The sequence below is a fragment of the Bacteroidota bacterium genome, assembly GCA_016706865.1.
GTDB lineage: Bacteria > Bacteroidota > Bacteroidia > Chitinophagales > BACL12 > UBA7236.
The window spans coordinates 1,061,401-1,074,518 of record JADJIS010000002.1; the positions used below are offsets into that span (position 1 = coordinate 1,061,401).

The 13,118-nt window shown below is 36.7% G+C and carries 11 protein-coding genes and 1 pseudogene; 2 read left to right on the forward strand and 10 right to left on the reverse strand.

Annotation, left to right across the window (positions count from 1 at the left end):
• Positions 1-87: 87 nt before the first annotated feature.
• The 5 genes and pseudogenes from rplT to IPI31_07605 all read right to left on the reverse strand — a co-directional run bounded on the left by rplT (position 88) and on the right by IPI31_07605 (position 4,579).
• A complete protein-coding gene (gene rplT / locus IPI31_07585) occupies positions 88-432 on the reverse strand; it encodes a 50S ribosomal protein L20 (protein ID MBK7567679.1) in 345 nt (114 codons plus the stop codon).
• A gap of 10 nt (positions 433-442) precedes the next feature.
• Positions 443-640, reverse strand: coding sequence for a 50S ribosomal protein L35 (gene rpmI / locus IPI31_07590; protein MBK7567680.1), 198 nt, complete (start codon positions 638-640; stop codon positions 443-445).
• Between the two features lie 361 nt (positions 641-1,001).
• The gene (locus IPI31_07595) at positions 1,002-1,577 is read right to left on the reverse strand and encodes a translation initiation factor IF-3 (GenBank protein ID MBK7567681.1); all 576 of its coding nucleotides are present in this window, start codon (positions 1,575-1,577) and stop codon (positions 1,002-1,004) included.
• Between the two features lie 12 nt (positions 1,578-1,589).
• Positions 1,590-3,520: pseudogene (gene thrS, locus IPI31_07600) on the reverse strand (threonine--tRNA ligase).
• A 3-nt stretch (positions 3,521-3,523) separates the two neighbouring features.
• Positions 3,524-4,579 carry a tetratricopeptide repeat protein gene (locus IPI31_07605; protein MBK7567682.1) on the reverse strand — a complete coding sequence of 352 codons (1,056 nt, stop codon included), beginning with the start codon at positions 4,577-4,579 and terminating at the stop codon, positions 3,524-3,526.
• Between the two features lie 90 nt (positions 4,580-4,669).
• On the opposite strand from IPI31_07605, the gene IPI31_07610 reads away from it, so the two are divergent.
• A complete protein-coding gene (locus tag IPI31_07610; GenBank protein MBK7567683.1) occupies positions 4,670-5,779 on the forward strand; it encodes a PD40 domain-containing protein in 1,110 nt (369 codons plus the stop codon).
• 12 nt (positions 5,780-5,791) lie between these two features.
• Positions 5,792-7,129, forward strand: coding sequence for a dihydroorotase (locus tag IPI31_07615; protein ID MBK7567684.1), 1,338 nt, complete (start codon positions 5,792-5,794; stop codon positions 7,127-7,129).
• A gap of 85 nt (positions 7,130-7,214) precedes the next feature.
• Here the strand turns inward: IPI31_07615 and IPI31_07620 are convergent, their stop codons facing one another.
• The 5 genes from IPI31_07620 to IPI31_07640 form a co-directional block, all read right to left on the reverse strand.
• Complete coding sequence (locus IPI31_07620; GenBank protein MBK7567685.1) at positions 7,215-7,652, reverse strand: hypothetical protein; 438 nt, start codon at positions 7,650-7,652, stop codon at positions 7,215-7,217.
• On the reverse strand, positions 7,630-8,010 hold the full coding sequence (locus IPI31_07625; protein ID MBK7567686.1) for a phage holin family protein: 381 nt from the start codon (positions 8,008-8,010) through the stop codon (positions 7,630-7,632). Before IPI31_07625 ends, IPI31_07620 begins: the two co-directional genes overlap by 23 nt.
• Before the next feature lie 52 nt (positions 8,011-8,062).
• Positions 8,063-9,106, reverse strand: coding sequence for an AI-2E family transporter (locus tag IPI31_07630; protein ID MBK7567687.1), 1,044 nt, complete (start codon positions 9,104-9,106; stop codon positions 8,063-8,065).
• Between the two features lie 136 nt (positions 9,107-9,242).
• Positions 9,243-11,177 carry a membrane protein insertase YidC gene (gene yidC / locus IPI31_07635; protein MBK7567688.1) on the reverse strand — a complete coding sequence of 645 codons (1,935 nt, stop codon included), beginning with the start codon at positions 11,175-11,177 and terminating at the stop codon, positions 9,243-9,245.
• 206 nt (positions 11,178-11,383) lie between these two features.
• Positions 11,384-13,006, reverse strand: coding sequence for a CTP synthase (locus tag IPI31_07640; protein ID MBK7567689.1), 1,623 nt, complete (start codon positions 13,004-13,006; stop codon positions 11,384-11,386).
• Between the last annotated feature and the right edge of the window lie 112 nt (positions 13,007-13,118).

Here is a 13,118-nt window from a genome sequence, read left to right on the forward strand (position 1 = left end):
GCTTCGGCCTTCGGCCTCGCAATTATGCACCTGCGGCGCATAAAAAAACCCCGCAAAGCGGGGTTTCAAATATCAAAAAAAGTTGAATTATTTCACCTGGTTAACTATTGCATCAAATGCTTCCGGATTATTAGCAGCAAGATCGGCTAATACTTTGCGGTTGATGTCTATATTGTTAAGTTTTAACTTGTGCATGAAAGTGCTGTAAGTCATTCCATGTGGACGAACTGCTGCATTGATACGCACGATCCAGATCTGACGATACATTGGTTTCTTGTCTTTTCTACCAACATATGCATACTGTAACGCTTTATCTACTGCATTTTTTGCTACTGTTAAAACATTCTTGCGACGGCCCCAATAGCCTTTCGCCATTTTTAAAACTTTCTTTCTGCGTGCCCTCGAGGCAACTTTAGGTACTGACCTTGGCATAATTTATAATTTATCCTATTGACAATAATCTTTTGATGTTTAATGAATCAGCATCACTCACGATACCTGATTGACCTAACTTGTTCTTGCGTTTATTGCTCTTTTTAGTGAGAATATGACGCTTATACGCTTTGTTGCGTTTTACTTTTCCGCTACCAGTTACCTTGAAACGCTTTTTAGCGCTACTGTTGGTCTTCATCTTCGGCATAATGACTCAGTTTTTATTTAGTCCCGAAACTTCGGGAGCGCAAAGATAGGGTATTGGTTGTAAAGTTCAAAGGAGTGGGGAAAGATTATTTGGGAAGTGGTGAATGGTGAGTGGTGAGGTCGTAAGCCGGATGATCATCCTTCGGTTAAAACGGATTAGTAAAGTCGCAGTCACAGTCGCAGTGGGCAGGTAATAACATTGAGGGATTTTACTCCGTGGTGAACAATTTCAACGCCTTCAACAACTCGTATCCGCAGTGGTTGAAATTTTATCTAAATAGTAGAGAAGCAATGCATTGCGTCTCTACTATTTAGATAAAATTTCAGAACTCAGAACCCAGAACTCAGAACTCAGAACATTTTTATACCGGTTTCTTCCCCTGAACCGCTTTAGGCATAAGGGTAATAAACATTCTTTTACCTTCCATTTTAGGTAATTGATCGGGAACACCTACTTCTTCCAAGCGTTGGGCAAATTTGAGTAAAAGAACCTCTCCCTGGCCTTTAAATGCGATCGCGCGACCTTTGAACATTACGTAGGCGCGTACTTTATTGCCTTCTAAAAGAAAATTTTCGGCGTGTTTTGATTTGAATTCAAAATCGTGATCATCGGTATGCGGAGTGAAGCGGATCTCTTTCATTTCCTGCTTCTTGGTCTTGGCCTTGAGTTCCTTTTCCTTTTTCTTTTTTTCGTAAACAAATTTTTGGAAATCAACTATACGGCAAACAGGTGGATCTGCATTTGGGGAAATTTCCACCAATTCCATTTCCAGGTCTTCTGCCATTTTTATGGCTTCCTGGACTGTAAATATGCCTGATTCAATATTTTCGCCCACAACCCTCACTTTGGGGTGGCGAATATCTCTTCCGATCTTGTATTGACTGCGTTCGTCGTTTCTCCTGAAATAGGGGTTGTAAGGTCTTCTTTGGTTTTGCAAATGGTTAAATTTTTATTGAAAAATTGTTTTTACTTCGTCGTTGATCATTTTAGCGAAATCTTCAATGGTCATGCTGCCTTTGTCGCCTTCACCGTGTTTCCGCAAAGAAACAGTTTTGTTGTTCATTTCGTTCTCTCCCACAATAAGCATGCAAGGAATTTTTTTCATCTCCGCATCCCTTATTTTTCGTCCGATCTTTTCACTTCTGGTGTCGAAGGTGGTGCGAATTTCGTGATTTTTTAAAACATTTATGATTTCTTCGCAATATTCGTTGAATTTATCGCTGATCGGGAGCACCGCAACTTGTATCGGAGCTAACCAGACAGGGAAGTTTCCGGCGTAATGTTCTAACAAAAATCCGATAAATCTTTCATGATGCTCAATGGCGCACGATGTATCACCAAAGGCATTTTTGCAGTATTGTCTTTATCTATATATGTAAGACCAAAACGAAGCGGTTGTCCAAAATCCACCTGATTGGTAGCCAAGGTAAATTCCCGTCCAATGGCAGAATATATTTGAATATCTATTTTCGGTCCGTAAAAAGCTGCTTCATCAGGTATTTCCACAAAGGGGATTTCTGCGGAGATCATCACTTTGCGCACCATCTCCTCCGTTTTCTTCCACAACTCCGGATTATCGAGGTATTTCTGCCCCAGTTTCGCGGGATCATGAGTGGAAAAACGCATCACATATTTTTCAATACCAAAAATCTTAAAATAATTAAGATACATGTCGTTCACCGCTTTGAATTCTTTTTCGAATTGTTCTTCAGTGCAATAAATATGTGCATCGTTCATGTTCATTCCGCGAACACGCATCAACCCAAATAAAGCACCACTTTCTTCATAGCGATAACACATTCCATACTCTGCAAAACGCAGGGGAAGATCGCGATAACTTCTTGGAAGCGCCGAAAATATTTTGTGGTGATGCGGACAATTCATCGCCTTTAAATAATATTTCGCTCCTTCCATTTCCATGGGAGGATACATACTATCTGCATAATAAGGTAAATGTCCGCTTGTTAAATAAAGGTCTTCTTTTGCAATATGCGGAGTTTTAACTCTTAAATATCCCGCCTGATCTTCTTTTCTTTTTGCAAGTTTTTCCAATTGTTCGATAATTGCAGCCCCGTTCGGCATCCAAAGAATTAATCCCTGACCAACAGAATCATCGGTAGTGTATATCTCCAGTTCTTTTCCGAGTTTGCGATGATCACGTTTTTTTGCTTCCTCCAACATTAATAAATGTGCATCCAGTTCACTTTGTTTTGGAAAAGTGATACCGTAAATTCGGGTGAGCATTTTATTTTTTTCATTTCCTCTCCAGTAAGCGCCGGCAATATTTAAAAGTTTTACTGCTTTGATTAATCCCGTTTCAGGAATATGCGGACCTTTACACAGATCAACAAAATTTCCCTGCTCATAAAAAGTAATGGAACCATCCTGAAGATCATTAATAAGTTCCAGTTTATATTGATCACCCTTTTCAGTAAAAAATTTAATAGCATCTGCTTTGGAAACTTCCTTTCTTCCGAAAACAGAATTTTTCTTTGCAAGCTCCCGCATTTTATTTTCAATTAACGGAAGATCTTCCTGCGTTAAAACTTTTCCACCAAGATCAATATCATAATAAAATCCGCTGTCGATGGCCGGTCCTATACCAAATTTCACTCCCGGAAATAATTCTTCCAAAGCCTCTGCCATCAAGTGTGCACTGGAATGCCAGAAAGTAGTTTTTCCCTTTTCATCATCCCAGGTCAATAATTTAATGGAAGCATCTGTATTGATCGCGCGCGTAAGATCCCAAACCTCTCCATTTACTTCTGCACTAATAATTTTTCTCGCCAATCCTTCACTTATTGATTTGGCAATTTCTAAAGAATTGACTCCTTCGTTAAATTCTCTGCTGTTTCCATCCGGAAATGTGATCTTTATCATCTGCTATTTTTCATTTAATTGTAATAATCTTTCTTCTGCAATCTTTAAATCAGGGTCTAAATTTAAGGCCTGATTGTATAAAGATATAGCCTCTTCGGTTCTTTTTAATTCCTCCGCACATAAACCTTTTCCATAATAACTCATCGCTTTGGCCGGTGCCTGTCTGATGGCAAGTTCGTAATATCGATATGATTTTTCAATGGAATCTATACCATAATAAATGGTGGCAAGATTGTAAATTGCATCAGCATCCTGAGGATTTCTGATGATCATATCATTATAAAAAGTTATTGCCTTTGAAATTTCACCTCTGTCCTGATAAAATTTTGCGATGGCATAATATGCTTCATTACTGGTATCATTTATTGCAATTGCATTGTTTAAATATTTTATTGCAATAGGGTCGTTTTTATCCGCATATGCTGTTCCGAGCTGCATATAAGCACTGTAATAATCAGGATCTACTTCTATGGTTGTCTGGAAACTGGAAAGGGCACTCACCGTATCTCCGGTCTCTTTAAAAATAATTCCCTTATAAAAATATGCATCTGCATTCTGGATATCTAATTTTAAAACGGAATTAAAAGCCTCCAGTGATTTTTTATATTCCGGTTTTGGAAGAAATAAATAATCCAGGCCGAGATTCGTAAGAATATCTATGTTCTGAGGATCAGTTTTAAGATAATCCTGTAAAATTCCTATAGCGCCATCAGCATTGTTCGCTTCGAATAAACAATCGCTCAAACCCAGTGCATACGAAGCATTGGTGGAATCCATCTGATAGGCTTTTTGATAGTCGAATAACGCGTATTTAACATTTCCAAAGTCGAGATACTCATTTGCCCGAAGGAAATATAAGTCGGCATTTTCAGGAGATTTTTTTAATTGATTGGATAAGTCTGCTATCTGTGGAGTCAGTTTTTCCATCATTTCTAACGAATCCACAGAGCTCCCTTTACCTTTTGAAAAACTAAAGATCTTGTTTTCCGATAATATGAAAAAGCCACCGATCAGCAGTAAAACTACCGCTCCACCTATGATCCACCTCTTTGAAAGCATTATGCAAAGTTACATTTTTAAACATATTAAAGCGATGTTGTAGCTGTAAAATCGTGTGTTGTGATTAATTTTGCCGCAGAAATTTAAAAAATGAAACAGATCGGTTCAGCTATCCTAATATTATTTTTGCTCATTAATTTGAGTTCAGGATGTAAACAAAGTAACAATTCGGAAGCAAATGGAACACCAACCATTTCAGAAGAAAAGAAAGATACTCTTACCTATCCGCAGGAAAAACACCTCAAAAATTTAAAACAACTCACGTTCGGAGGCGATAATGCTGAAGGGTATTTCAGTTTTAATAGTGAGATGATCGTTTTTCAACGTAGAAATGCCAACGAAAATGTGCCATGTGATCAGATCTATTACGGTAAATTACCGACCGACGATTCGCGTTTTGAATACAGTTTGTTGAGCACCGGAAAAGGAAGAACTACCTGTAGTTATTTTTTACCGGGAAATGATAAAGTATTATACGCCTCCACTCATGCAAAAGTGGATACCTGTATGCCCGATCCGGATAGGAGCAAAGGATATTTATGGGGAGTGCATTCCAGTTATGAAATTTATATTTCAGATCTTAAAGGAAATATAGTTCAACAATTGACAGACAATAATTATTACGATGCAGAAGCAGTAGTTTCCCCGAATGGAGATAAAATATTATTTACAAGTAATAGAAGTGGTGATCTTGAATTATGGACTATGACCTTAGAAGGAAAGGATCCAAAACAAATTACAAAAGGTTTAGGATACGACGGAGGAGCATTTTTTTCGCCTGATGGAAGTAAAATTATTTTCCGCGCAAGCAGACCCTCAACTGCCGAAGCAATAAAAGAATATAAGGATCTTTTAAAGGAAGGATTTGTGAAACCAACTGCTATGGAATTATTTATTTGTAATGCAGATGGAAGTGAATTAAAACAAATAACGAATCTTGGTGGCGCCAACTGGGCTCCATTTTTTCATCCATCCGGAAATAAGATCATATTTTCAAGCAACCACACTACGAAACGCGTTCCGTTTAATTTATTTATGATAAATCTGGATGGAACAGGATTAGAACAAATAACTTTTGATACTATTTTCGATTCGTTCCCGATGTTTAGTTATGATGGAAAAAAATTAATTTTTGCAAGTAACAGAAATACAGGTGGTTCACGCGATACCAATTTATTTATTGCCGATTGGGTGGATTAATAATCCTACTTTATTATGAAAACGATAATTAAAAATGCATTCGTTGTAAATGAAGGAAAAATATCTTCGCAGGATGTATTAATAAATAATGGTCGTATTCAGAAAATTGATTCCAATATTCAAATAGAAGGAAATTATAAGGAAATAAATGCAGAGGGCTTGCATTTATTGCCCGGTATCATCGACGATCAGGTGCACTTCAGAGAGCCGGGACTTACGCATAAAGGTGAAATATATACTGAAAGCAGAGCTGCGGTAGCGGGTGGTGTCACCAGTTTTATGGATATGCCGAATGTAAATCCTCCCTCCCTCACCCAGCAATTATTAGAACAACGATATTTATTAGCCGCAGATAGGTCGATTGCGAATTATTCCTTTTACATGGGTGTGAGCAACGATAATGTGGAAGAGGTTTTAAAAACGGATGCAAAAACAATTTGCGGAATTAAAATATTTATGGGTTCTTCCACCGGAAATATGTTAGTGGATGATAAAAACACCTTGGAAAATCTGTTTAGAAATGCACCTACATTAATAGCTACACATTGTGAGGATGAAGCTACAATTTTACACAACCTCGAATTAGCAGAAGAAAAATTTGGGGAGGACATTCCTGTTGAATATCATCCTATAATAAGAAACGAGGAAGCTTGTTTTTTATCGTCATCCTTTGCATCAGAACTTGCTAAAAAATGCAATACACGTTTGCATATATTACATATCAGTACAGGGGAAGAAATTAAATTATTTGATAATAAAGTTCCACTCAAGGATAAAAGAATTACCGCTGAAGTTTGTGTTCATCATTTATTTTTTAGTGCTGATGATTACCACACTTTAGGAAACAAAATAAAGTGGAACCCTGCAATTAAAGACAAACACCATCAGCCACTTTTATTTGATGCGCTTTTAAACGATTATTTTGATGTTATTGCCACTGATCATGCACCGCATACATTAGAAGAAAAGGCGAATAAATATCGCAAGTCTCCCGGAGGCGGTCCTTTGGTTCAACACAGTTTGTTAATGATGTTGGATTTTTATTTTAAAGGAAAAATAACACTCGAAAAGATCGTTGAAAAAATGAGCCACAATGTTGCAACCTGTTTCGACATTGTTGATCGTGGGTTTATTCGTGAAGGGTATTTTGCTGATCTTGTTTTGGTGGATCTCACTGCTGAACAAAGAGTTACCAAAGAAAATTTATTGTATAAATGTGGATGGAGTGCATTGGAGGGAAGAACTTTTAAGGGGAAAATAAAGACTACATTTGTCAACGGGAATATTGTTTATGATGCGGGGAAGATAATGGAATCTGCCAGAGGGGAGAGGTTGAAGTTTAATAGTTGACGTATACTCCCGAACCCAGAACTCAGAACCCAGAACTCAGAACTGAAACATGTAGTAATCGACGAAGGATATCTACTACATGTCATTACTCATCAACATCTTCATCTTTCTCCTTCTTCGAAAACCACTCTTTTATTTTTTCCACATGTTCACCAAGATCCTTTTGTCCAAGATATTTTACAGATTGATCCATGGCATATGCTAAAATGGATTTAAAAAAATTCTTTTTACTATTATTAAATATAACACCACTTGCAGCTGCGGCCATTATTATTTTTATTGCTGTATTTGCTAAACCACTTTTTTCACCATCAGTATCCTTTGGATTAATAAGATTTAATAATTTACTACGGGATAAAAAGTTTGCAATATTTATCGCAGGTTTTAGTTTTTCTTTGAGTGATTTATAGTGTGTGGATAATAATAATTCATGTTCTTTAATTTTTCCTCTGAGAAAGACTTTCTCTTTCTGTAAATCCTCAAGGGTGCGGATTTCCGGTTTATTGTTTTGTTTCTGGCTCATCATTGCTGAATTGATTGATGAAATAATTTATCATTTTTCTGCGTAAAGATCCTTTGCCTATCCAAAGAATAAGAAGTGCGATCAATAAATAAAATCCTGCCAATACTCCAAATCCCGCTGCTGTATTGTGTAGTGCATTTCCAAGCATGTACGACAATGCAAATGAACCAAATATAAAAAACAATACCAGGAAAATAATCGCTGCTCCATTTGTAATTAGGTTCGCTAGAGCAATGGATATTTTTTCTGTAATATTTAATTGAATTAATTGAAGACGTAAGTTAACATATTCTTTAACATCATCTACCATTTCATTGATATTGTCTTCCTGATTATTTTGATTTTCGTTATTATTCATATGATAGGTTAAAATGTGAATTAATAAAATAACAAATAATTATTACGCCTACTTATTCTTCCTCTGCTTCACCCTCTATAACACTTATTTCCAATCGGTTCGATTTGTAAATTTTAAGTAATATAATAAATAAACTAAGCAATAATGGTCCGTAAAGTATACCTAATATACCAAATAATGGAATGCCGATAACAACACCAACTATGGTGATCAAAGGGTGTGTATTGGCTATTTTTTTTCCTATGGCCATGCGTATAAAATTATCAATGGTGGTAACGATCAAATATCCATACACAATAATTCCTATGCCGGCAACCATATTTCCATTAGACATTTCAATAATCCCCGCTGGAATAAAAATGATAGGTGCGCCAAACATTGGTATCATAGATAGGAAGATGCCGATCCCTCCCCAAAAAATCGGATCGGAAATTCCGAAAATCCAGAAACCTAATCCCAAAAGAGTTCCCTGAATAATAGCTATAAAACCTTGACCTAAAATATTTGAATAAGTCATATTCCGCAATTCAGAACCAATAGTGAGGCTATCTTTCCTCTTAAAGGGTAAATAATTCACCAGACCTCTCTCAAATTCCCTAAAATATTTAATGGTAAAGTATAGGGTGAAATACATAACGATCACCTGTATAAAGGTACTCGCAGCTCCATTGATTATGGAAGTTACAAAATCTCCGGCCTGAGCTTTTAAGTCGGCAATTGAATTCTTGATCAGATCAGGGTCATTGAGTTTTTCTGCTGCAAAGGTGTTTATATTCTGTAATATGATTTCTGTTTGCTCCGGATTATTAACATAAAACATAACCCTGTCAGTGATCAATTTAATAATAAAGAAGATGGGAATAATTAAGCTAACAAAGGAAAGTATCAGAATAAGCGCTGTAGAAAGGCTCTTGTTCCATTTCTTTTTTTCCTGCAAATAAATATTAAGTGGCCTGAAAATTACATATATAATAATTGCGCCTAAAAATCCACTGGTAATTCTATTCAAGCCAATTGCGATACAAATAGCAAGTAGGACCAGAATAATCAAAATAAAATTATTCCTTTGTTTTAAAACGGGAACAGACATTGACATAGATAGAATTTATTGTTAAAAGTAGGAAATTATTCAAACTTTGAACCAATCTTCCATTTAATTTTTGCCTGACAAATATATTTTAAAAAATCTTCCATTTAATGGAGGGTATTACCAATTAATGGAAGGATTCCACTTACTTTTTCTTTTTGGTTTGTTGCTCTTTATTGCTCTTCATTGCCTGTTGTTGTCTCATCGCATCTTCCAAACGTTTTGCAAAACCTGATTTTTGTTTTTCGGGTTTGGCTTTGTTTTCCTGAATTCTGCGGTGAATTTCATCATCATTAATAAAGAATCTTCTGATACTCCATTGTTGTCCGAAGGTTACAAGATTACTTACAAAATAATAATAAGTTAATCCTGCAGGAGAACTATTGAGGAAGAAGAAGAAGAATATAGGTGTGATATACTGTATAGTTTTCATAGGACCGGTAAGCTGTGTTGTATTTTGCATATTCATGCGTATATACATCACCGAACTGATGGTCATTAAAATACAGAAAATACTGATGTGATTTCCAATAAATGGAATTTCGTTGCTCCATCTTATAATATCATCATAAGAAGAAAGATCATCTGCCCATAAAAATGATTGTTGACGCAATTCAATGCTTCCCGGAAATAAACGGAACATCGCAATTAGAATTGGCATAGATAATAAGGTTGGTATACATCCTCCCAAAGGATTTACTCCGGCCTTTCGGAATAATTTTAATTGTTCCTGTCCTAATTTCGCCTGATCATCTTTATATTTTTCTCTTATCTCAGCAACCTCGGGATTTAGTACCCGCATTTTTGCCATGGATAAATAGGAACGGTAAGTGAGCGGAGTTAATGCAAGTTTTAATATCAGGGTCATTAATAATATGATAAGACCATAATTACCGATAAAACTGCTCAGCCAATTAAACAAAGGAATTATCGCAAAAGTATTTATCCAGCCTATAAATCCTGAGCCTGTGGGAATAATGGTTTCCAGACCTATATCCAATGCATTTAAGTTCTGGTAATCGTTTGGTGCAAGATACCATTGCATTGGGAAATCGAAGGTGCTTTTATTATTGAAAGTAATATATAATTCGGTGTTGCAACGTTTTACATAATCGGTAGAATCCTCATCCATGTAAACATCTATCTTCCCTTTATTTTCAAATTTATCTTTTGCAATAAGGGTGCTGTTAAAAAATTGTTGCTGACAACTCACCCATTTTATTGGAGACTCAAATTTTATTTCACCATTGGTGTTTTTATAATCCACGTCGCCATCTGCCGTACTAAAATATAATTTTGAATACTGGCGTTCGTATTTAATATTTTTTTCCTGCTCCTGCATTTCATTCTTCCAGTTAAGAATGATGATCGGGTCGCGACCTGGAATTATTTGTTGAAATTCTGTGAGTTTTAAATTGTAGTCAATCAGATAATCGGTTCCGGTAAAAGCATAAATTTGTTGTAGTGCGCTACCGTTACCAAGATCAGCAGTAAAGGTTATCGATTTTCCATCACTTGTTTTATTCGCGGTAAAATATAATTCTTCCGTATTAATTACTTTATTATCGGCATAGTAAAAATTATAATTAAAACGGTTTTTATCTCCCCCAATAACATCCAAAACCCCACCGTCGTAATTTTTATATTTTTTAAGTTCAGCCCGTTGTATGGAACCGCCTTTGCTGTTAAATACAATTTTAATAAAATCATTTTCAATAGAATCTGCTTTTTCAGTGCCCTGCATTACAGATGCGAATGGTCCAAAGGATGCATTTTTCTGGCTGAGTTTGATCGAATCTTCCAAACGGATCAATGCTTCGGCAGAAAGGTTTCTTTTTAAACTGTCGGGAATAAGCGCAGAAGTTGTGATAATGGCACTTGCACCTGTATCCACTTTAACCGGATTATTTACCAGATAAATGGAATCTGCGATCCTTTTTACATTTTTGATGGAATCCTCCGTATGCTGAATTTTTGCCTGTTCCAGTCTTATGCGATTAGCATCGCGACTCTGGAACACAAAAAATACTACGATCAGAATTCCCAGCAGTACGAAACCTATTACGTTATTACGATCCATCGAATTTTAATAATTGAGCGGCAAAGTTAGGGTTTGATAGGCCATTGACAAAGAAAAGTTTGAAATTGAGTTGTCTTCTGTGTTCAAGACGACTAATAACCTAAATTATTGCATTCCATAGATTGTGCTGCGCATTGTTAGGGAGCTTTTACGCCGTGGTTGGTGTTTTTCACAAACCAAATCTTTGAGGTGGATCTCCACCATGCTCACTTCAACTCCTTATACTCAATAGCAGCCTTAATAAACGCAACAAACAGCGGATGCGGATTTTCTACCTTGCTTTTTAGTTCCGGATGAAATTGAACGCCGATAAACCAAGGATGATCCTTCACTTCCACAATTTCCACCAGATTTTGTTGTGGGTTTATACCTACAGCTATCATTCCTTTGCCTTCATAATCCTTCAGGTATTTATTATTGAATTCATAACGATGGCGATGGCGTTCGGTAATATTTTGCGATTTGTAGATGTCAAAAGTCTTGGTCTTTTTAAATAAACGGCAGTCGTAACTTCCCAAACGCATGGTTCCACCTTTTTCGGTAACATGTTTTTGTTCTTCCATCATGTCGATAACCGGATATTTTGTTTTTGCATTCATTTCGGTGGAATGTGCACCCTTCATTTTGAGAACATTTCTTCCAAACTCAATAACGGCACATTGCATTCCGAGACAAATTCCGAAAAACGGTATCTTATTTTCACGAACATATTGAATTGCGGTAATTTTTCCTTCTATACCTCTGTCGCCAAAACCCGGAGCAACTAAAACTCCATCCAATTCCCCTAATTTTTCGCGCACATTATTTTCATTGATATGTTCACTCTGAATGGAAATTACCTCCACTTTACATTCATTTGCCGCTCCGGCATGTATAAATGATTCTAAAATAGATTTATATGCATCCTGCAGCTCCACATATTTTCCCACCAAACCAATACGCACCGAATTTGTCGGGTTTTTGAGGCGAGATAAAAATATTTTCCAGTTTTTAAGATCCGGATCATTGCGTTTTGGCAATTTCAGTTTTGCAAGAACGATCTCATCCGCATTTTCCTCCAATAAATGTAGAGGAACATCATAAATGGTTTTTACATCAATTGCCTCAATAACTGAATTCACATTCACGTTGCAAAAAAGCGCCAGTTTTCTTCTGATATCTTTTGAGAGCGGATGTTCAGTGCGACAAACCAGAATATCAGCCTGAATACCACTCTCCAGCAACATTTTTACCGAGTGTTGTGTAGGTTTTGTCTTTAATTCCTGCGCAGAACTCAAATATGGAATTAAGGTAAGATGAATAATGAGACATCTTTTTTCTCCCAATTTCCATTTCAACTGACGAACCGCCTCTATATAAGGAAGTGATTCAATATCACCTACAGTTCCACCAATTTCGGTGATAACGATATCATTTTCACCGTTTTCGCCGAGCAATAACATACGACGCTGAATTTCATCGGTAATGTGCGGAATTACCTGCACCGTTTTACCTAAAAACTCACCGGCGCGTTCGCGGTTAATAACATTTTGATAAACTGCACCTGTGGTAACATTATTTGCCTGCGAAGTTTCTATTCCCAGGAATCGTTCGTAGTGGCCAAGATCCAGATCCGTTTCCGCTCCATCTTCGGTAACATAACATTCGCCATGTTCGTACGGATTGAGTGTTCCCGGGTCAACATTGATGTAGGGATCAAATTTTTGAATAGTTACTCTAAAACCACGAGCCTGTAAAAGTTTAGCCAGTGATGCGGAAAAAATACCTTTTCCAAGAGAAGACGTTACGCCACCCGTAACGAAGATATATCGAGATTGTTCATTCTTCATAACGGGCTTTAAAGGTAGGCATTTTATTTGGAGGGACTATTAACATGGTGTTGGTAAAGTTTTCTGTTCTGAGTTCTGTGTTCTGAGTTCTGAGTTCTGGGTTCTGAGTTGG

Bases quoted from the DNA above. Each gene is read 5' to 3' on its own strand.
- rplT (MBK7567679.1), bottom strand. From the start codon at position 432: ATGCCAAGGTCAGTACCTAAAGTTGCCTCGAGGGCACGCAGAAAGAAA.
- rpmI (MBK7567680.1), bottom strand. From the start codon at position 640: ATGCCGAAGATGAAGACCAACAGTAGCGCTAAAAAGCGTTTCAAGGTA.
- IPI31_07605 (MBK7567682.1), bottom strand. From the start codon at position 4,579: ATGCTTTCAAAGAGGTGGATCATAGGTGGAGCGGTAGTTTTACTGCTG.
- IPI31_07610 (MBK7567683.1), top strand. From the start codon at position 4,670: ATGAAACAGATCGGTTCAGCTATCCTAATATTATTTTTGCTCATTAAT.
- IPI31_07620 (MBK7567685.1), bottom strand. From the start codon at position 7,652: ATGAGCCAGAAACAAAACAATAAACCGGAAATCCGCACCCTTGAGGAT.
- IPI31_07625 (MBK7567686.1), bottom strand. From the start codon at position 8,010: ATGAATAATAACGAAAATCAAAATAATCAGGAAGACAATATCAATGAA.
- IPI31_07630 (MBK7567687.1), bottom strand. From the start codon at position 9,106: ATGTCAATGTCTGTTCCCGTTTTAAAACAAAGGAATAATTTTATTTTG.
- yidC (MBK7567688.1), bottom strand. From the start codon at position 11,177: ATGGATCGTAATAACGTAATAGGTTTCGTACTGCTGGGAATTCTGATC.
- IPI31_07640 (MBK7567689.1), bottom strand. From the start codon at position 13,006: ATGAAGAATGAACAATCTCGATATATCTTCGTTACGGGTGGCGTAACG.